Below are 16,586 nucleotides of genomic sequence, written 5' to 3' on the forward strand. Positions count from 1 at the left end.
CCTTCGAATAGGTGGATCAGAACGGGTAGGCGGTGGCCTGGTCCTTGACCGAAATCCACATCCACTGAGTGAATTCCTCGATGTCCGCCGGCCCGCCAATGCGGCTGCCATTGCCCGATTTGCCGCGGCCGCCGAAGGGGGCGAAGGGGCCGCCATTGACCGTCTGGTCGTTGATGTGCAACTGGCCCACATTGAGCTGTTCGCCCAGCGCCAGGGCGCGGCCGGTAGCGGCCGAGATCACCCCGGCGGCCAGGCCATATTCCGACATATTGGCGATTTCGATGGCTTCCGCGTCCGAGCCGAAGCGCACGATGCAGGCTACGGGTCCGAAGATTTCCTCTTCGAAGGCGCGCATGCCCGGCTTGACGCCATCGAGCACGGTAGCGGCATAGAAGCGCCCGTCATGGGTGCCACCGGCGAGGAGTTTTGCCCCCTTGGCGACAGCGTCATCGACAATGGCTTGGATGGTGGCGACCTGACCGTCGGAGATGATCGGACCAAGCGCGACACGACCCGAGGACGGATCGCCGGCCGGCAGGTGGCTGGCCTTGGTGACCAGCTTTTCGGTCAGGGCTTCGGCGATCGATTCATGAGCGAGGATCAGCCCGGTGGCCATGCAGATCTGGCCCTGGTGCAGGAAGGCACCCCAGGCGGCATTTGAGGCGGCGATGTCGAGGTCGGCATCGTCGAGCACGATCAGCGCATTCTTGCCGCCCAGTTCGAGCTGCACCTTCTTGAGATGCTTGCCGCAGAGCTCACCCACCTTGGAACCGCCCCGTGCCGAGCCGGTGAAGGACACCATGGCGATATTGGGATCGGTGCAGAGCGCCTCGCCGGCATCGGCGCCGCCCGGCACGATCTGCAGCACGCCCTTGGGCAGGCCGGCTTCCTCGAAAATGCGGGCAATGATGATCCCGCCACTGATCGCGGTGCGGGGATCGGGCTTGTGGACGACGGCATTGCCGAGCGCCAGCGCCGCGGCAATGGCGCGGACCGACAGCACCAGCGGGAAGTTGAACGGCGAGATCACGCCGACCACGCCATGCGGCACGCGCTTGGCATAGTTGGTGCGATCGTCGAAGCCTGACAGCACCAGCCCGGTCGGTTGCGTCGCGAGGCCCGCTGCATGGCGGATGAACAGCGCGCCATGTTCGATCTCGATGCTGGCCTTGGGCTGGATGGAGCCGCTTTCGCGCATGATCCAGCCGATCAGTTCCTCGCCATTGGCGACCAGCAGGTCCGCCGCCTTGTTGAGGATGGCGGCACGGGCGGTGGGCAGGGTCTTGGCCCAGGCGCGCTGTGCCTGCCGGGCTTCGGCAGCGGCGCGGGCGATATCGGCGGGTCTGCCCAGGCCGACACTGGCCAGCAGCGCATCGGTGGCTGGATCGCGCACATCCACCATGCCGCCGGCAGTGACCTGCCAGTCGCTGAACAACGCCTTGCCGGTCCAGCGTTCAACCGCGATGAAATTTGGGCTCTGGATATTCATGTCGTGTTCCTCCTCATGCCGGCAATGCGGCCATGTTCCTCGGACCGGCTTGTGCCGGCTTGCCGTATCGAGGGGACTGGACGTGGGAGTGGCGAGGCCTGCCATCAGGCAAGCCGTTAGCGCTCGCGAACTGGCGGTTTCCCGCCGTCGCATTGGCCGTCACGTAGACCAGATTGGTCGATGTCCTCCCACGCCCGCTTCCTCAAACGGGCTTGCCAGTTCAACTGCAAGGGCCGTGCCAGACGCGACCGAGAGCCGCAGAAGCGCAGATGTCCACCGCCAAAACCGAGCGCCGGCAGACACTTGCGCAGTATTCGCCCCGGTCGATCGCCTTGGCTGCTGCACGGTCTATCTGGGCTGACAAAAGCAAGGTTCGCATTATTTCAGGAGAATTCTCTGGCGAATTTCATGAAATCATGAATTCTATGTGCAGGGAGGATCATCATGAACAAGGCTGACCGGCTGATCTCACTGGCGGAAGCGTCGCGCCGCGCCAGCGGCATTCTTGCCCGTGGCGCCAGCAGCGAACTGGGGACCGGCGCCGCCCCCACCTTTGAGGACCTGACCGAGGTGCTGCATTTCGCCCTCGGCGACGGCCGCATCTGGCTCAACGACCAGCGCGTGGTGCTGATGCAATCCTCCGTGCTGGGTCGCATCCGCGAGGAGATCATCGACGCCTTCGGCACCGACACGGCCCGCGCCATGTTCATGCGCATCGGCTATATGCAGGGTGTGCGCGACGCCGAGCTGATCCAGAAGCGCTGGCCGCAGGAAGACCTGACCCACGCCCTGGCCGCGGGACCGCGCGTCCACACGCTCGAAGGGTTCGTCAAGGTCACGACCAAGCATTTCGAGTTCGACAGCGACAGGGGAACCTACTTCGGTGAATTCCTGTGGGACGATTCCTCCGAAGCCGCCGAGCATCTGGCCAGCTATGGCGTCTCCACCCAGCCCGTCTGCTGGATGCAGACAGGCTATCCATCCGGCTACACCAGCAAGCTCTTCGGCAAGCCTGTGATTTTCCGCGAGACCGAATGCGCCGGCATGGGTGCCAAGCATTGCACGGTCATCGGGCAGAATGCCGAGGCCTGGGAGAAGGACGCACCCGAGCGCGAATATTTCGGCCTGCACTGGAAGAACCGTCGCACCTATCCGTCAGCGCAAATGCCCGAGACGCGTCATGTCGAAGGCGAACCCGCACCCGACGCCACCGGCAATGTCGCCGTCGGCGTGTCCGCCGCCTTCATGCGCACGCGCCACCTGTTGCAGAAAGTGGCGGTCACCGACGCCACTGTGCTGTTTGTCGGCGAGTCCGGCGTCGGCAAGGAGTTGTTCTCGCGCCAGCTGCACGAACTGAGCCCGCGCGCCGACGGCCCCTTCGTCGCCATCAACTGCGCCGCCATTCCCGACAATCTGGTGGAATCCGAGCTCTTCGGTGTCGAGAAAGGCGCCTATACCGGCGCCACCAGTTCGCGGCCCGGCTATTTCGAGCGTGCTGCCGGCGGCACGCTGTTTCTCGACGAGGTGTCGTCGCTGGCCTATTCGGCGCAGGGCAAGCTGTTGCGAGCCCTGCAGGAACGCGAGATCGAGCGCGTCGGCGGCAGCAAGACCATTCCGGTGAATGTGCGTATCGTAGCCGCCTCCAATGTCGATCTGGCCGCCGAAGTTACCCAGGGCCGGCTGCGGCAGGACCTCTATTTTCGCCTCTGCGTCTTCCCGGTGATCATCCCGCCGCTGCGCGAGCGGCGTGATGATATCCCCCTGCTGATGGCGCACTTCCTACGGTTCTATTCAGAACGTCATCGTCGCCAGATCCGCGGCTTCACGCGCCGCGCCACCGAAGCGCTGCTCAAATACGACTATCCGGGCAATATCCGCGAGCTGCAGAACCTGATCGAGCGTGGCACCGTCTATGCCGACAATGACGGGCACATTGACGTGGTGCACCTGTTCAGCGGGTCCGAACTCCTGCCGCCGTTTTCCGTCCGCCTGTCCAAGGACGGAAAGTTGAACCAGCGACCATTCACCGAGAGCGTCGCGGTCGACCCGCTGGAGGGCGCCACATCATTCGATGAAATCGAGCGCGCCGCCTATCTGGCGGCGCTGGAGCGGACCGGTGGCAATGTCTCCGCCGCCGCGCGCGACCTCAAGCTGACACGGGCGAGCCTGGACTACCGCTTGGCCAAGCTCGGGATTCGGCACAGGGCGACTTGAGCGAGCCTGGCGCGAGTTGGAACCTGAGGCCACGGCTGCCCCGTCATGCGGGGTTTGCTCACGCGACCGCAGCGACCGCGGCCGGGTCGCCTTTACGACCAAGCCAGATGATCGCCAGCGCAGCGAGGGCCAGCCAGGGCAGCATCGCCAGGTTCAGGCTTTGCCAGCCGATAGTGTTCTGCAACACCCCGGCACTGAGCGATGCGAGCAGGCCGACGAGAAAGATCGTGAGGTCGTTGGTGGCCTGCGCCTTGCCCTTTTCGGCGGTGTGGTAGGTGCGGGTGAGCAGGTTGGTACCGCCGACATAGAGGAAGTTCCAGCCCACCCCCAGCAGGATCAAAGCAGCAGTAAAGGAATAAAAGCCGGTGCCCGAGAGGCTGAACAGCACATGTCCGGTGAGCAGGACAATGCCGGCAAACATGATGCGTAGCACGCCGAAGCGGGCAATCAGCGAGCCGGTGAAGAATGACGGCAGGAACATGCCGAGTACATGCAACTGGATGACAGTGGCTGTGGCGCCAAGGCCGTGATTGTGGTGCACCATGGCCAGCGGCGTGGCGGTCATGGCGAGGATCATGACGCCATAGCCGGTCACCGCGCCAAAGAGAGCCACAAGATAGGTCGGTTGCCGCACGATGTCCTTGAGCGGCCGGGCCGCGGCCTTGTCCTCGGCCGTATCAACCGATCTGGGGACGTTGACGCCCCACAGGACACCCACCGCCAGCAAGGATGTGACAGCCAGGAACAGGAACGAGGCAGTATAGGCTGGCTGCAGCAGATCGCCGCCAAGGCGGGCCAGCAGCGGCCCGACCAGCGCGGCGACCACGCCGCCGGCCAGCACCAGCGATATTGCTCGCGGCTTGAAGGCACTGCTGGCCACTTCGGCGGCGGCGAAGCGATAAAACTGCGCGAAGCCCTGATAGGTCCCGGCGAGGAACGTGCCGAGACACAGCAGCGTCAATGAGGAAGTGAGCATGCCGGCGGCCGCGAGCAGGCCGCCCAAAGTGCCAAGACCCGCGCCAGCAACGAACCCAATCCGACGGCCGACCCGCGTCATCCATATCGAAGCCGGCACGGTTGACACCGCGGTGCCAAGGAACATCGCCGCGATCGGTGCGGTCGCCCATTCCGGCGATGGCGCCAGGATGCTCCCAGCCAGGCCGCCAATGGTCATCACCAGCACCGACACGATCTGAAACAGTGCTTGGGCGGTCGCCAGCAGGAAGACTTGTCGGTGCATGGGCTGCATGATTGCTATTTCTCCGCTCAGTATGGTCACGACGCGACGGCGTTGCCCGCGGCCGCCCATTCGGGCATGCCCTCTTCCAGGCGTCTGGCCCTGAAGCCGCGCACCCGAAGTCGAGATACCGCTTCGAATGACATGACGCAGTAGGCGCCGCGACAATAGGCAACGATGTCCTTGTCCGGATCGAGCGTGGACAGGCGGGCGTCGAGCTCGTCAAGCGGCACGTTCAACGCACCCGGTAAGTGGCCGAGCGCAAATTCGTCGGAAGGTCGGACGTCGAGCACGGTGACCATGCCGTCACGCAGACGGTCGCTCAGTTCCTCGCGGGTGATCGGCTCGAGGCTGTCCCGCTGCCCGAAATAGCCGCGGACGATCCGGTCGACCTCGGCCAGGTTGTTCTCGGCTACCCGCTGGATGGCCTGCATGGCGGCCAGGACACTGGCGTCGGCCAGCCTGTAGACGACGTACTTGCCTTGGCGCTCTGCGGCGACCAGCCCGGCGCGGCGCATCGACTGCAAATGCTGCGAGATATTGGCGATAGGCGCCCCGACTTTTTCCGCCAGCATGTCGACGCTGCGCGGCCCCTGGCCGAGTTGTTCGATCAGCTCAAGCCGCTGCGGGTGGCCCAGCGTCTTGGCGACCAGGGCAAACTGCTCGAACAGGGCCAGCTTGGGCGAAGGACTTGACATCAGGGTATCACTCAATCATTCAATGAAATTATTGAATATATCAGCATAGGTCGAACCGCAAGGGTCGGCTCGCCGGAGTCCCATCATGATGTTGAGTCAACTCCTGGAGACCGCCGCATGAGCGATAGTGCGACATTTTCGGGCGACACTGTAGACACACTTACCCGCGGCATCCGCGAGAACCTGACGCAATTTGTCCATCAGCTCCTCCAGGTCATGCTGGTGGGCTTTGCCCTGGGCATGATGCGAACGGTCGTGCCGGCCTTGGCCGAAGCCGAGTTCGGCGTTGCCCGTGGCTCCTTCATCCTCCTGACGGCCTTTGTTGTCGCCTTCGGCATAGTCAAGGGCGTGCTGAACTTCGTGGCTGGCCGGCTCTCCGAGCGGATCGGGCGCAAGCGCGTCCTGCTGCTCGGCTGGATCGCGGCATTGCCTGTCCCGTTCATGATCTATTTCGCCCCCGACTGGAACTGGATCGTCGCGGCAACGGTGCTCCTGGGCATCAATCAGGGCCTGGCATGGTCAATGACCCAGACCTCCAAGCTCGACATCACCCGCGCTGACCAGCGGGGGCTGACCATCGGCCTCAATGAGTTTGCCGGCTATGTCGGCGTCGGCGTGGCGGGCATCGTCACCGGTTACGCCGCAACGGCTTTCGGCGTCAGGCTGGGGCTGCTGATCTTCGGACTTACCGTTGTGATCACGGCGCTGGTGCTGACCCTGTTCTGGGTTCGCGATACCCTGCCTTGGGCCAAGGCAGAGGCAGCCACACATGCCACCGCCAAAGCCAGCGCCTATCGTCCGCGCTATCCGCGCAACATCTCCGACAGCCCCACGACCTGGGAAGTGTTCACGCTGATGTCCTGGCGCGACCGGCGCATGGCCGCCATCAGCCAGGCCGGACTGGTCGAAAAGTTCGTCGATGCGCTGGTTTGGGTCATTTTCCCGGTATTTCTGTTCCAGAAGGGGGTGGACCTCGCCGCCATCGGCTGGATTGTCGGCGCCTACGGCTTCGCCTGGGGCGGGTCGCAGCTGTTCACCGGCCGGCTGTCCGATCATGTTGGGCGTCACTGGCCCAATGTGCTCGGCATGTGGATGTCAGGTTTCGGCGTCGCCATGGTGGTGATGGGCAGCGGCGTTTGGTGGTGGGCAGCATCAGCCGCCATAGCCGGTCTAGGCATGGCCCTGCTTTATCCCAATCTCTCGGCGGCCGTGGCCGACATAGCACCGCCCAATTGGCGCGGTTCGGCCATCGGCATCTACCGGTTCTGGCGTGACCTCGGATATGGTTTCGGTGCCCTAGGTCTTGGGCTGGTCGCCCATTTCAGCGGCGCACTCGAGGGGACGTTCTGGTTCGTCGCATTCTCGATGTTGGTCTCAGGCGTCCTGTTGTGGGCATTCGGCGAAGAGACTCATCCGCGGCTCAATCCGGCGGGCGTAGCGTCACCTCCCCCTGGCGAGTAGGCAGCCGGGACGCCTGTCACGGCAGATTCAGGGGGCCAGATGGAGTGTATTGTGCCATGCAGAAAAGCGGTGTTGCGCGACACTGACGGTTCCGCTTTGAAAAACGCAATGAAATGGGGCAAATAGCGCAAAGGCCGGCAGGGGCAGTCCGTCCAATCGCAGTGTGGATTAGAAATTTCTAGATAGATGATTGAAAAACATCGGAAATTCAGCGTTGCGCCGATGATCGATTGGACAGATCGGCATTGCCGCTATCTGCATCGGCAGCTCACGCTCCAGGCCCTGCTGTTCACCGAGATGATCACCACAGGCGCGGTCGTGCATGGTGACGCGCATCGTCATCTTCGCCTCAATGCCGAAGAAGGCCCCGTGGCCCTGCAGCTTGGCGGCTCTGATCCCGCCGAATTGGCTCAGGCCGTGCGCATCGCCCAGGACTATGCCTATGCCGAAATCAACCTCAATGTCGGCTGCCCGTCCGATCGGGTGCAGTCTGGCCGCTTCGGCGCCTGCCTCATGGCCGAACCCGACCTCGTCGCCGATTGTGTCCGCGCCATGCGCGACGCCACCGACCGTCCGGTCACCGTCAAATGTCGCATTGGCATTGACGATCAGGATACCGAAGAGTCGCTCGATCGCTTCGCCGATGCCGTGGTGGCCGCCGGCGTCGACGCCCTCTATGTGCATGCCCGCAAGGCCTGGCTCAAGGGCCTCAGCCCCAAGGAAAACCGCACCATCCCGCCGCTCGACTATGACAGGGTGCATCGCCTGCACGCCCGGCTGTCGCCGCTGCCGGTGATCATCAATGGCGGCCTTGAAACCCTCGAGGCGGCCGAAGCCGAAATGGCGCATATGGATGGCGTCATGCTCGGCCGCGCCGCCTATCATACGCCCATGCTGCTGGCCGAAGTCGACCGCCGCTTCTTCGGCGCGACGACCGAGCCAGTCACGCTCCAGGCCGTCATGCAGGCCATGGCCGACTATGCGGACCGCGAGGCGGCGACCGAGGGCACCCGCATCAACAATATCGCGCGCCACATGCTGGGCCTGGCCAATGGCCTGCCCGGCGCTCGCCAGTTCCGCCAGATATTGAGCGTGGATGCCTGCAAGCCTGGCGCGGACTCCTCGGTCATGCACCGCGCCCTCGAAGCCGTGAGTCGGCCGCGCCTCGCGGAAGCGAGCTAGTCCGCCAGTTCCAGCGAATTCTGCGTCACGCTGTAGCGGCTGAGCGTTTCGAGGAACGTCATCCCCAGAAGGCTCATGTCCAGCGCACCGTCCTCGGTGACGAAGGCCACCACGCGCTCGCGCACGATGCCGCCCACCTCCATCCGGTCGAGCCGCACCCGCGCCGCCCGGCCGGTGCCGTTGGCGGTCGAGACAGGAATGGTGAAACTGAGCCCCTCGGTGTCGATGCCTGCCGCTTCGGCATCGGCAATGGTGAGCACAACCGCGCTGGCGCCGGTATCGAAGATCATCGGCGTCGTATGCCCGTTGACCGTGGCGTTGATCTCGAAATGCCCGCCAATGCCGCGGCGGAACGTGGCGATGCCCGCCGCGCTGTCGACCACGGCCACGCCCGGTTGCAGCTCGCCGGCAACGCGCGCCGCCACGCTGGTCAGCTCGTCGCGATAGGCATAGGTCAGCGCCGCCACGCCGAAGATACCCACCCAGAGCAACACGCTGCCCACCAGTTCGGAGGCCTTGCGCCGCCGCGTGAACAGACCGCCCGCGAACACAATGAGGATCACCAGCAGCGGGATCAGCTGTGCCGTCTGCGCCTGCGTCAGCCCCACCATGCTGCCGGCATCGGCGCTGATGAGCAGGGCGATGCCAACCGCGATGACCAGCGCAATGCCGATGAAGATCATGCCAGCGCCTCGGTCCAAACGGGGTTTTCCATCACGCCGATAAAGGCATTTTCGGCGGCAATTTCAAGGCGTCAGGCGAAGGGCAGCAGCGCCGTCAGCACGGCAATCTCCACCAGCGCTCCCAGTGCCCCGATCATATCCCCGGTCTGCCCGCCCACCAGCCGGCGGCAGAGCGCTGTCCACCCGGCGATGACCGCCACCGCCAGCAGCACCGCCGCGCCCAGGCCCACCAGGCTCGTCGCCGGCCCGGCCAGCACAAACAGCAGGATAGCGGCAAACACCGCGCCGACGGCAAAGCTCCGCGCCGGTAGGCGTCCCGCCGTGGCCGACGCGCCCTCTAGCCGGGCGGGCGGCAGCGCCACTGCCAGCCACAACGCGCCTGAACGCCCCGCAATGCTGGCCGCCAGCCATATCGCCGCCGCCGTCAGCGGATTGACTGCCGCCACCGCACCCAGCGCCGTGACGCGCAGCAGGATGAACAGCGCCAGCGCCGCCACCCCATAGGTCCCGTGCCGGCTGTCCTTCATGATCTCGAGTCGGCGCTCCTTGGTCTGCCCGCCGAACAGCCCGTCCGCCGCATCCGCCAGTGCATCGTCCGCCATGGCGCCGCTGGCGATCACCGCTGCGGCCACTGCCAGCGTCGCCGCGAAATAGCTCGGCAGGCCGATCAGCGTGCTCCCGATCAGCAGCAGAGCCGGGCCGATGCCGATGGCCACACTGGCCAGGGGCAGGGCCATGGCGATACGCCCCAGATCAGGTTTTTGGTGCGGCGTTGAGCCCGTCGGCAGCCTCGAGAAAAACCGCAGCGCCATGATGAAATCATCACGCAGGCCGATGCCACCCGCCGGCGCGCGCGGGCTGCTGGGCTCATCGGGTTGGACAGAAGGCTCATCGGCGTTCAATTGCTTTTCGCCCCGCAATCGGCAACAAGTCGCGTCCTTCCTAACCCGAAACAAGACCGACTCGCCATGCCCCCGCTCAGCCCTGCCTATGCCGACGTCATCGAGCTCCTGACCATCGTTCCCGACGGGGACGAGTCTGCCGTCGCCGCTGTCCGCGCGCGTGATGCGCTGCTGACCAAGCCTGCCGGCTCGCTTGGCGCGCTGGAGGGCCTGGTGGAGTTCCTCGCCCGCTGGCAAGGCCGCGCCCAGCCGTGCCTGGACAACCCCATGGTCACCATTTTCGCCGGCAATCACGGCGTCACCGATCAGGGTGTCTCGGCTTTCCCGCGTGAAGTGACCGCCCAGATGGTCGCCAATTTCACCAATGGCGGCGCCGCCATCTCGCAGATCTGCGCCCTGCACGAAATCAACCTGCGCGTGTTCGAGCTGGCGCTGGAGCTGCCCACCGGCGACATCACGCAGGGGCCGGCGCTCGACGACAAGATGTGCGCCGCCACCATCGCCTATGGCATGGAAGCCATTGCCGGCAAGCCCGACCTGATTTGCATCGGCGAAATGGGTATCGGCAACACCACCGTCGCGGCGGCGATCTATGCCGCGCTCTATGGCGGCAGCGGCGCCGACTGGGTCGGTCGCGGCACCGGTGTCGATGACGCAGGCCTCAGCCGCAAGGCCGATGCCGTCGACCGCGCTCTGGCGCGTCACGCCGGTGAGCTCGACCATCCGCTGGCTATCCTGGCCCGCGTTGGCGGCCGCGAAATCGCTGCTATGCTCGGCGCGCTGCTGGCGGCCCGCCACCAGAAGGTGCCCGTCATCGTCGACGGCTTCGTCGCCACCTCCGCTGCGGCCATCGCCCACGCCGTCAATCCGGCCGCGATCGACCACTGCATCTTCGCTCACACTTCGGCCGAGAGCGGCCATGCGCGCGCGCTCGAGGCCATGGGCAAGAAAGGCCTGCTCGATCTGGGCATGCGCCTGGGCGAAGGCAGCGGCGCCGCATTAGCCGCGGTCCTCGCCAAGACGGCTTTGCACCTCCACAACAACATGGCCACGTTCGAAAGCGCATCGGTCAGCGGCAAAGAAGGCTGAGGCTCCACCTTTCCCTTTGGGGGGAGGTCGGCGCGCAGCGCCGAGTGGGGGGCTTTTCTTGTTTTGCGGCAGGGGAAGGCCTCCTCACCCGACCCAAGAGGATCGACCTCTCCCCAAGGAGGCGGGTAGGAAAGTCCTAGCCCGCCTGCGAGAAGATCTCGAGCTTGTTGCGCTTCTCGACCACGGGCGCCAGCGCATCCATCACGCGTGCCCGGGGGAAAGTGGCGATCACCTCGGTGCCGAAGCGCAGCTTGCTGAACAGGTCGAACCGGCCCTGATGCAGCTCCATGATCTTCTGCACGATGGGCAGCCCGAGGCCGGCGCCCTGTTCGGCCGTCTTCTGCGCCAGCGAGCCCTGTCCGAACGAGCTCAGTACGGTTTCGATTTCGTCCTCCGGAATGCCCGGCCCGTTGTCCTTGACCGAGATGAACTGCCCGCCGTCGCCGCTGCGCGTCACCACCAGCGTTACCTTGCCGTGCTGCGGCGTGAACTTGATGGCGTTGCTCAGCAGGTTGAGGATCACCTGGCGGATGGCGCGTTCGTCGCCCCACAGCTTGGGCAGGTTGTTGCCGACATTGTAGACCAGCTCGATACCCTTGGCCTTGGCGCGCAGTTCCATCATGCGGCGGCAGTCTTCGGCGATGTCGACCAGCGACACCACTTCCTCGTTCAGTTCATACTTGCCTGCCTCGATGCGGCTGAGGTCCAGCAGCTCGTTGATCAAATTCAGCAGGTGCTGGCCGCTGCTGTGGATGTCGCCGGCATATTCCTTGTACTGCGGCACCTGGTGCGGCCCCAGCAGCTCCGATTTTAGCACTTCCGAAAAGCCGATAATGGCGTTGAGCGGCGTGCGCAGCTCGTGGCTCATGGTGGCCAGGAATTGCGACTTGGCGATATTGGCCTGCTCGGCATGGCGGCGCGCCTCGTCCGACATATGCCGGGCTTCTTCGAGCTCGCCGATCAACGCATCCTTCTCGGCCTGATGCGAGATGGTTTCGAGCTCGGCGCCGTGCATCTGGCGGGCCAGATAGACAAAGAAGATTTCGCCGCAGATGGCCACGGCGGCGAGCGTATAGTTGAGCGTACCGCCCAGCACGATGAGATTGCCCGAAACCGTAAGGGTAACCGGCAGCGTGCTCATCAGCGTGGCTGGGGGCAGGGTGTGGGTCGCGACCGAATTGGCCGCCACGCTCACCAGCACCATGGCAAACATCACGGGCGTCAACGTGCCCTGATGCGCCACGAGCGTGAACAGCGCCAGCAGCGACCAGGCGAGCCCATAGATGGTCTCCCCCGCCACGAAGGTCGCGGTCCACTGGCTGGCGTTGAACTTGGCCTGGTCGATGCTCTTGAACCGCTGCGCCATCAGCACCACGATCAGCAGGCTCAGGATCACCAGCCCAGCCCAGAGCGTGGTGAACACCACTGGCACCCACAGGCTCGCCACGATTCCGAGAATGGCCACGATGGCCGCCATCGGCAGCGCCGCATTGAGGCGGGACTGCGCATAGTCATGCATCAGTTCGAAGTCGAAATCGGCGCGCGTACCCGAACTTGAGGTGAGGCGCTGGCGCGCGTCGAGCACCGTCTTCTGTGCGGTGCGCTTGCTGTCCCGGCCCATCTGCGAGCGCACATCATCGATGACAGCCGGCTGCGAAGCCATGGGAACTCGTACTCGGTTACTAAATGATGCGAACAGAACACGCATTCGCTACGCTGGTGCCAACTCTAGCCAGCGCGTAGTTAACGGGTGGTGAAATCCTGCGCCGACTCAGCCATCGCAACCCACTCTTTCGCGGTCCCGTCGGGGCGCTCCTGGCTATGGGGGTGCTTGCCTTGGCTGCCGTGGTTGCGGCTGCCCTCGATCAGCCGCCGCCGCCGGTCTCCGGGCTCGGCCGCGCCAGCGATGGCGACAGTTTCCGCCTGGGCGAAGACCGCATCCGGCTGCTGGGTCTCGATGCCCCCGAACTGACACAGGACTGCACCTCTGCCGATGGTCGAATCTGGCGCTGTGGCCGGGCGGCGCGCGACCGGATGGCACAATTGCTTGCTGCCGGTCCGGCCGACTGCCGCCCCGAGGATATGGACCAGTACGATCGCCTGCTGGCCACCTGTCTGGTTGCCGGTCGCGATCTTGGCGCGACCATGGTGGCCGAGGGGCTTGCGGTCGCCTCGGGGCGATACTGGGCCGAGGAGGCTGCCGCCCGCGGTGATCGTCTCGGCATCTGGGCCGGTGACTTCGATGCGCCGCGCGACTGGCGCGACGATCACCCGCGGCCCCAAGGCGTCTGGGGCTGGTTGGCGACGATCGAACTCTAGGTTAACGATATATCGATACCGGCCACTCAGTTCGCTCGCGCAAGATTATTGCTAATCCGCCCGGGACGTGGCAGGTAATCCCCTAATTTCGGATTGAAATTGGGCTGGAATTGGAAATCTGATTTTCGCGGGGGCGATATGGCGTTGGACAAGATCGATCGAAAGATCCTGACACTTCTGCAGAAGGACGCCACCATGCCGGTGGCCGAAATCGGTCGCAAAGTCGGCCTGTCCACCACCCCCTGCTGGCGTCGCATCCAGAAGATGGAAGAAGACGGCGTCATTCAACGCCGCGTCGCCGTGCTCGATCCGGCCAAGGTCAATGTCGGCGTCACCGTCTTCGTGTCGGTCAAGACCAACGAGCACAATGACGCCTGGATGCGCAAGTTTTCGGGCGTCATCGATGAGTTCCCCGAAGTCGTTGAATTCTACCGCATGAGCGGAGATGTAGACTATCTGATGCGCGTCGTTGTGCCCGATATCGGCGCCTACGATGCCTTCTACAAAAGGCTCATCAGCAAGATCAACCTGACCGATGTCAGTTCCGCCTTCGCCATGGGGCAGATCAAATATACCACGGCGCTGCCGCTCGACTTTGCCATCGTCGTGGACGACGATAAGTAGGGGGCGACGCCCGCCGCATCCCAGCACAGGAGGCAGCAACGTATGTCCGATATGGCCGAGACTGGAACTGGTGCCAGGCTGCTTGGACTCGAGCATGTCGGCATGACCTGCAGCGATCTCGATCGCACCATCGCATTCTATTGCGGTCTGCTCGGACTCAAGCTGGCCCTGCGCAAGACAGCCCCGAATGGGGAGGTGATCTTCCTTGATACCGGCGCCGGCATGCTCGAGATTGGCTGCCCGGTCGCCGACGTAGCGCGCTCGCGCGACGTGCCTCCCCACGAAGCTGGCATGCGCCATGTCACCTTCGCCTTCGACAATGTCGACGCTATGGTTGCCAGGCTCAATGCCGTCGGGATCGAGACGATCGAGGGCCCGCGGCCGGCCTTCTTCAACGAAATGCTGAAGCGCGTCGCCTTCGTCCGCGACCCTGACGGCATCATCGTCGAACTGATTGAGCGGGCCGACTGGCGCTAGAAGACCGCTCGCCATGGGCGCTCCCGCTCAGTCGAGTGCGCCGATTGCCTGGTCGAGCGTTTCGATCATGTCGTGGCGGCTGCCATCTGTCGCCACTATCTGCAGCCGCTGGACAGTGTGGTCATTGTACAGGCTGACCATGAAGTCCTCGACTGACAAAGAGCCATAGGCCGAGATTGGCACCTCAACGGCCTCCAGCACCAGCTTTCCGCGGCCGGAACATAGTGCCATGACCCGGCCCAGTCCGGGTGCTCCGGCGGCCATTCCCGCACGAAATTCCAGGATATCGTCGACCCCCGGGGCCTCGCCAAACAGCCGGTCGACAAAGGCGTCAACCAGCGCTGCGACCAGCATAGCCTTTCGCATCGAAAGAGGCGCAGCCCACAGGCTTCGCCATTCCTGTTCCAGATAGTCCCGATGCTGGCGCAGGCTATCCAAGGTGCTTGCGGAAGAAATCGAGCGTGCGCGCCGAAGCCTTGGTGCAGGCCGCTTCGTTGAAATTGCTCGGGCGGTCGCTGTTACAGAAGCCGTGCCCGGCCGGATAGGTATAGATGTCCGCCTCCGGATGCCGGGACTTGAGCGCCTCGATCTGTTCCAGCGGGATGCCGGTGTCCCGGTCGCCAAAATGCATCTCGGTGGGAATGCGCGGCGCCAACTCGATATAGTTGGGCACGCCGCCGCCATAATAGCCCGATGCAGCGCTGAGTCCGATCCCTTCATGGGCGGCGGCGCGCCAGCTCACCGCCCCGCCGAAGCAATAGCCGGTAATGCCGACCTTGCCGGCCAAAGATGCCGCCGCGATGGCCGCGCTCACATCCAGCATTGCCGTCTTGTGGTCGAATTTCTTCATCAGCTCGCCGATGATGGCGAACTGCTCGGGTCCGTAATTGTCGCTCTCGTAGCCATATTCGACCCGGTCGAACATGGCGGGGGCCACCGCCAGGAAGCCGTGTCGTGCCCAGCGGTCAACGACGCTCCGTATCCAGTTGTTGAGCCCCCAGACCTCCTGGATCAGCACCACGCCGCCGCGCGGTTTGCCCTCGGGCACGGCGCGATAGGCATTGAGCGTGAAGCCGTCGCTGGCCGTCAAGGTGATCCGTTCGCCCATCCTAGCCTCCCGTAACGCTCATATGCCGGCCCAGCGCCGGTTCCGGGCGGGTCCTGTCGATGACGAAGTCATGCCCCTTGGGCTTGATCAGCATGGCATGGTCGAGCGCAGCGTCTAGGGCCGGCAGCCCGCCATTGCGCAGCGCGTCGCGCAGGTTCACCTGGTCGTCCTGCCCCAGGCACAGGAACAATTGCCCGGTCGCCGTCAGGCGCACCCGGTTGCAGCTTTCGCAGAAATTGTGGCTCATCGGAGTGATGAAGCCCAGCACGCCGCCCGTTTCGGCAACATGCACATAGCGCGCCGGCCCGCCGGTGCGCTTGTCGAGTTTGCTCAGCGTATAGCGCCTGGCCAGCCGGTCATGCAGTTCGCGCAAGGGCAGATAACTATCCACGCGATCGATGCCTACTTCGCCCAGCGGCATGCCCTCGATCAACGTCAGCCCCATGCCGCGCCCATGCGCCCAGGCCATCATGGGCTCGATCTCGTCGTCATTGACCCCGCGCATCGCCACCATGTTGATCTTGATGGCCAGGCCCGCCGTCTGCGCCGCGTCGATGCCATCCAGCACATCGGCGATCCGGCCGCGCCGGGTGATGGCGCGAAAGCGCTCCGCGTCCAGCGTATCGAGCGAAACATTGAGCCGCCTAACCCCGGCATCCGCCAGTCCTTGCGCATGCTTGCGCAACTGGCTGCCATTGGTGGTGAGAGTCAGCTCTTCCAGCCCATGCCCGATCCGACCGCCCAGCGTTGCCACCAGGTCCATGATGTCGCGCCGCACCAGCGGTTCGCCGCCTGTCAGTCTGATCCTGGTCACGCCGCGGGCGATGAAGGCCCCGGCAATCGCCTCGACTTCCTCGAAACTCAGCACGTCCTTCTTGGGCAGGAAGGTCATGTCCTCGGCCATGCAATAGACGCAGCGGAAGTCGCAGCGGTCCGTCACCGAGATGCGCAGATAGGAAACATGCCGCCCATAGCGGTCAACAAGCGGGCGGGCAGGGGGCACGTGCAGGGTCATGGCCGCAACCTAATCCGTGCCAACGTTTTTTCAAAGCCGCCACAAACAAAAAGGGCCGCCCAAAGGCAGCCCTTCTATCAATTATGCG

General features: G+C 64.4%; 17 protein-coding genes. 8 read left to right on the top strand and 9 right to left on the bottom strand.

Annotated features, from left to right (window positions below; translation table 11 throughout):
* Positions 1-16: 16 nt before the first annotated feature.
* A complete protein-coding gene (locus IH615_RS21995; RefSeq protein WP_291365437.1) occupies positions 17-1,489 on the bottom strand; it encodes a benzaldehyde dehydrogenase in 1,473 nt (490 codons plus the stop codon).
* Between the two features lie 269 nt (positions 1,490-1,758).
* Between IH615_RS21995 and IH615_RS22000 the strand changes: the two genes are divergently transcribed.
* Both IH615_RS22000 and IH615_RS22005 read left to right on the top strand, forming a co-directional pair.
* The gene (locus IH615_RS22000; protein WP_291365440.1) at positions 1,759-1,947 is read left to right on the top strand and encodes a hypothetical protein; all 189 of its coding nucleotides are present in this window, start codon (positions 1,759-1,761) and stop codon (positions 1,945-1,947) included.
* Complete coding sequence (locus tag IH615_RS22005) at positions 1,934-3,703, top strand: sigma-54-dependent Fis family transcriptional regulator (protein WP_291365442.1); 1,770 nt, start codon at positions 1,934-1,936, stop codon at positions 3,701-3,703. Before IH615_RS22000 ends, IH615_RS22005 begins: the two co-directional genes overlap by 14 nt.
* Positions 3,704-3,761: 58 nt before the next feature.
* On the opposite strand, the gene IH615_RS22010 is transcribed toward IH615_RS22005, so the two are convergent.
* Entirely contained in the window at positions 3,762-4,952 is a 1,191-nt protein-coding gene (locus tag IH615_RS22010) for an MFS transporter (RefSeq protein WP_291365444.1), read from the bottom strand.
* A gap of 26 nt (positions 4,953-4,978) precedes the next feature.
* Positions 4,979-5,638, bottom strand: a complete 660-nt coding sequence (locus tag IH615_RS22015) for a metalloregulator ArsR/SmtB family transcription factor (protein WP_291365508.1) — start codon at positions 5,636-5,638, stop codon at positions 4,979-4,981.
* A gap of 117 nt (positions 5,639-5,755) precedes the next feature.
* Here IH615_RS22015 and IH615_RS22020 point away from each other — a divergent pair, with 117 nt between their 5' ends.
* Both IH615_RS22020 and dusA read left to right on the top strand, forming a co-directional pair.
* On the top strand, positions 5,756-7,099 hold the full coding sequence (locus IH615_RS22020; protein ID WP_291365446.1) for an MFS transporter: 1,344 nt from the start codon (positions 5,756-5,758) through the stop codon (positions 7,097-7,099).
* 186 nt (positions 7,100-7,285) lie between these two features.
* Positions 7,286-8,281 (top strand): tRNA dihydrouridine(20/20a) synthase DusA, encoded by a 996-nt coding sequence (gene dusA, locus IH615_RS22025; protein WP_291365448.1) that lies wholly within the window; start codon positions 7,286-7,288, stop codon positions 8,279-8,281.
* On the opposite strand, the gene IH615_RS22030 is transcribed toward dusA, so the two are convergent.
* Both IH615_RS22030 and IH615_RS22035 read right to left on the bottom strand, forming a co-directional pair.
* Positions 8,278-8,982 (bottom strand): TIGR02281 family clan AA aspartic protease, encoded by a 705-nt coding sequence (locus IH615_RS22030; RefSeq protein ID WP_291365450.1) that lies wholly within the window; start codon positions 8,980-8,982, stop codon positions 8,278-8,280. The two genes, dusA and IH615_RS22030, sit on opposite strands and share 4 nt — an antisense overlap.
* A 53-nt stretch (positions 8,983-9,035) precedes the next feature.
* Positions 9,036-9,776: an adenosylcobinamide-GDP ribazoletransferase gene (locus IH615_RS22035; RefSeq protein WP_291365452.1), complete on the bottom strand. Its 741-nt coding sequence runs from the start codon at positions 9,774-9,776 to the stop codon at positions 9,036-9,038.
* A 156-nt stretch (positions 9,777-9,932) separates the two neighbouring features.
* On the opposite strand from IH615_RS22035, the gene cobT reads away from it, so the two are divergent.
* Positions 9,933-10,955, top strand: a complete 1,023-nt coding sequence (gene cobT, locus IH615_RS22040) for a nicotinate-nucleotide--dimethylbenzimidazole phosphoribosyltransferase (RefSeq protein WP_291365454.1) — start codon at positions 9,933-9,935, stop codon at positions 10,953-10,955.
* A 136-nt stretch (positions 10,956-11,091) separates the two neighbouring features.
* Here the strand turns inward: cobT and IH615_RS22045 are convergent, their stop codons facing one another.
* Positions 11,092-12,618 carry a HAMP domain-containing sensor histidine kinase gene (locus IH615_RS22045; protein WP_291365456.1) on the bottom strand — a complete coding sequence of 509 codons (1,527 nt, stop codon included), beginning with the start codon at positions 12,616-12,618 and terminating at the stop codon, positions 11,092-11,094.
* A 182-nt stretch (positions 12,619-12,800) separates the two neighbouring features.
* Here IH615_RS22045 and IH615_RS22050 point away from each other — a divergent pair, with 182 nt between their 5' ends.
* The 3 genes from IH615_RS22050 to IH615_RS22060 all read left to right on the top strand — a co-directional run bounded on the left by IH615_RS22050 (position 12,801) and on the right by IH615_RS22060 (position 14,375).
* Positions 12,801-13,274 (top strand): thermonuclease family protein, encoded by a 474-nt coding sequence (locus IH615_RS22050; protein ID WP_291365510.1) that lies wholly within the window; start codon positions 12,801-12,803, stop codon positions 13,272-13,274.
* Positions 13,275-13,418: 144 nt separating this feature from the next.
* A complete protein-coding gene (locus IH615_RS22055) occupies positions 13,419-13,898 on the top strand; it encodes an Lrp/AsnC family transcriptional regulator (protein WP_291365512.1) in 480 nt (159 codons plus the stop codon).
* Between the two features lie 42 nt (positions 13,899-13,940).
* On the top strand, positions 13,941-14,375 hold the full coding sequence (locus tag IH615_RS22060) for a VOC family protein (protein ID WP_291365458.1): 435 nt from the start codon (positions 13,941-13,943) through the stop codon (positions 14,373-14,375).
* 27 nt (positions 14,376-14,402) lie between these two features.
* Here the strand turns inward: IH615_RS22060 and IH615_RS22065 are convergent, their stop codons facing one another.
* The 3 genes from IH615_RS22065 to moaA form a co-directional block, all read right to left on the bottom strand.
* A complete protein-coding gene (locus tag IH615_RS22065) occupies positions 14,403-14,729 on the bottom strand; it encodes a hypothetical protein (RefSeq protein ID WP_291365460.1) in 327 nt (108 codons plus the stop codon).
* A gap of 76 nt (positions 14,730-14,805) precedes the next feature.
* Positions 14,806-15,483, bottom strand: a complete 678-nt coding sequence (locus IH615_RS22070) for a dienelactone hydrolase family protein (RefSeq protein WP_291365462.1) — start codon at positions 15,481-15,483, stop codon at positions 14,806-14,808.
* 1 nt (position 15,484) lies between these two features.
* Positions 15,485-16,498 (bottom strand): GTP 3',8-cyclase MoaA, encoded by a 1,014-nt coding sequence (gene moaA / locus IH615_RS22075; protein WP_291365464.1) that lies wholly within the window; start codon positions 16,496-16,498, stop codon positions 15,485-15,487.
* Positions 16,499-16,586: the final 88 nt, after the last annotated feature.

It is taken from the genome of Devosia sp. (assembly GCF_014860165.1).
GTDB lineage: Bacteria > Pseudomonadota > Alphaproteobacteria > Rhizobiales > Devosiaceae > Devosia.

Coding starts and splice junctions, on each gene's coding strand:
- IH615_RS21995 (WP_291365437.1), bottom strand. CDS start 1,489: ATGAATATCCAGAGCCCAAATTTCATCGCGGTTGAACGCTGGACCGGC.
- IH615_RS22000 (WP_291365440.1), top strand. CDS start 1,759: ATGTCCACCGCCAAAACCGAGCGCCGGCAGACACTTGCGCAGTATTCG.
- IH615_RS22005 (WP_291365442.1), top strand. CDS start 1,934: ATGAACAAGGCTGACCGGCTGATCTCACTGGCGGAAGCGTCGCGCCGC.
- IH615_RS22010 (WP_291365444.1), bottom strand. CDS start 4,952: ATGCAGCCCATGCACCGACAAGTCTTCCTGCTGGCGACCGCCCAAGCA.
- IH615_RS22015 (WP_291365508.1), bottom strand. CDS start 5,638: ATGTCAAGTCCTTCGCCCAAGCTGGCCCTGTTCGAGCAGTTTGCCCTG.
- IH615_RS22020 (WP_291365446.1), top strand. CDS start 5,756: ATGAGCGATAGTGCGACATTTTCGGGCGACACTGTAGACACACTTACC.
- dusA (WP_291365448.1), top strand. CDS start 7,286: ATGATTGAAAAACATCGGAAATTCAGCGTTGCGCCGATGATCGATTGG.
- IH615_RS22035 (WP_291365452.1), bottom strand. CDS start 9,776: ATGGCGCTGCGGTTTTTCTCGAGGCTGCCGACGGGCTCAACGCCGCAC.
- cobT (WP_291365454.1), top strand. CDS start 9,933: ATGCCCCCGCTCAGCCCTGCCTATGCCGACGTCATCGAGCTCCTGACC.
- IH615_RS22045 (WP_291365456.1), bottom strand. CDS start 12,618: ATGGCTTCGCAGCCGGCTGTCATCGATGATGTGCGCTCGCAGATGGGC.
- IH615_RS22060 (WP_291365458.1), top strand. CDS start 13,941: ATGTCCGATATGGCCGAGACTGGAACTGGTGCCAGGCTGCTTGGACTC.
- IH615_RS22065 (WP_291365460.1), bottom strand. CDS start 14,729: ATGCTGGTCGCAGCGCTGGTTGACGCCTTTGTCGACCGGCTGTTTGGC.
- IH615_RS22070 (WP_291365462.1), bottom strand. CDS start 15,483: ATGGGCGAACGGATCACCTTGACGGCCAGCGACGGCTTCACGCTCAAT.
- moaA (WP_291365464.1), bottom strand. CDS start 16,498: ATGACCCTGCACGTGCCCCCTGCCCGCCCGCTTGTTGACCGCTATGGG.